General features: G+C 35.0%; 1 protein-coding gene. It reads left to right on the top strand.

All coding sequences use genetic code 11. The features are described 5' to 3' along the window. Positions 1-44: 44 nt before the first annotated feature. Positions 45-272 carry a hypothetical protein gene (locus IRB43_RS17710; RefSeq protein WP_203364754.1) on the top strand — a complete coding sequence of 76 codons (228 nt, stop codon included), beginning with the start codon at positions 45-47 and terminating at the stop codon, positions 270-272. Positions 273-346 lie beyond the last annotated feature (74 nt).

Here is a 346-nt window from a genome sequence, read left to right as displayed (position 1 = left end):
CTTCGTTAGATGCATGAATTGATAATGAATGAGGAGGTTCTTGTATGAAAGAATCAAAAGAAGGATTAGTCAAAGACATAAGTTGGAAGGTAGATAATAAAACTTATTTAATACGTCATGTTCCCTATACTGATGAAGAAGGCTCAGAAGAAAGCGTCTATTATCCTTTAGATGTTGCACTTAAGGTTGCTATGATTAGAGATTTAATGGTACAGGAAGAGATTCAAAGTGAAGTAGATTTTAGAAAAGTAGCGGATTTGGAATTTGAATAGTAATTGGTGTCAGCCCCCCACTACTTTAAAGCAATAAAGTATAGACAGAGGGTCGTTCATTCGGTTCTCTGTTT

The organism is Bacillus sp. REN10, assembly GCF_016820555.1.
Classification (GTDB): Bacteria; Bacillota; Bacilli; order Bacillales; family Domibacillaceae; genus Bacillus_CE.
Note: the sequence above shows the minus strand (reverse complement) of the source record. Positions and strands in the feature narration are given on the sequence as shown.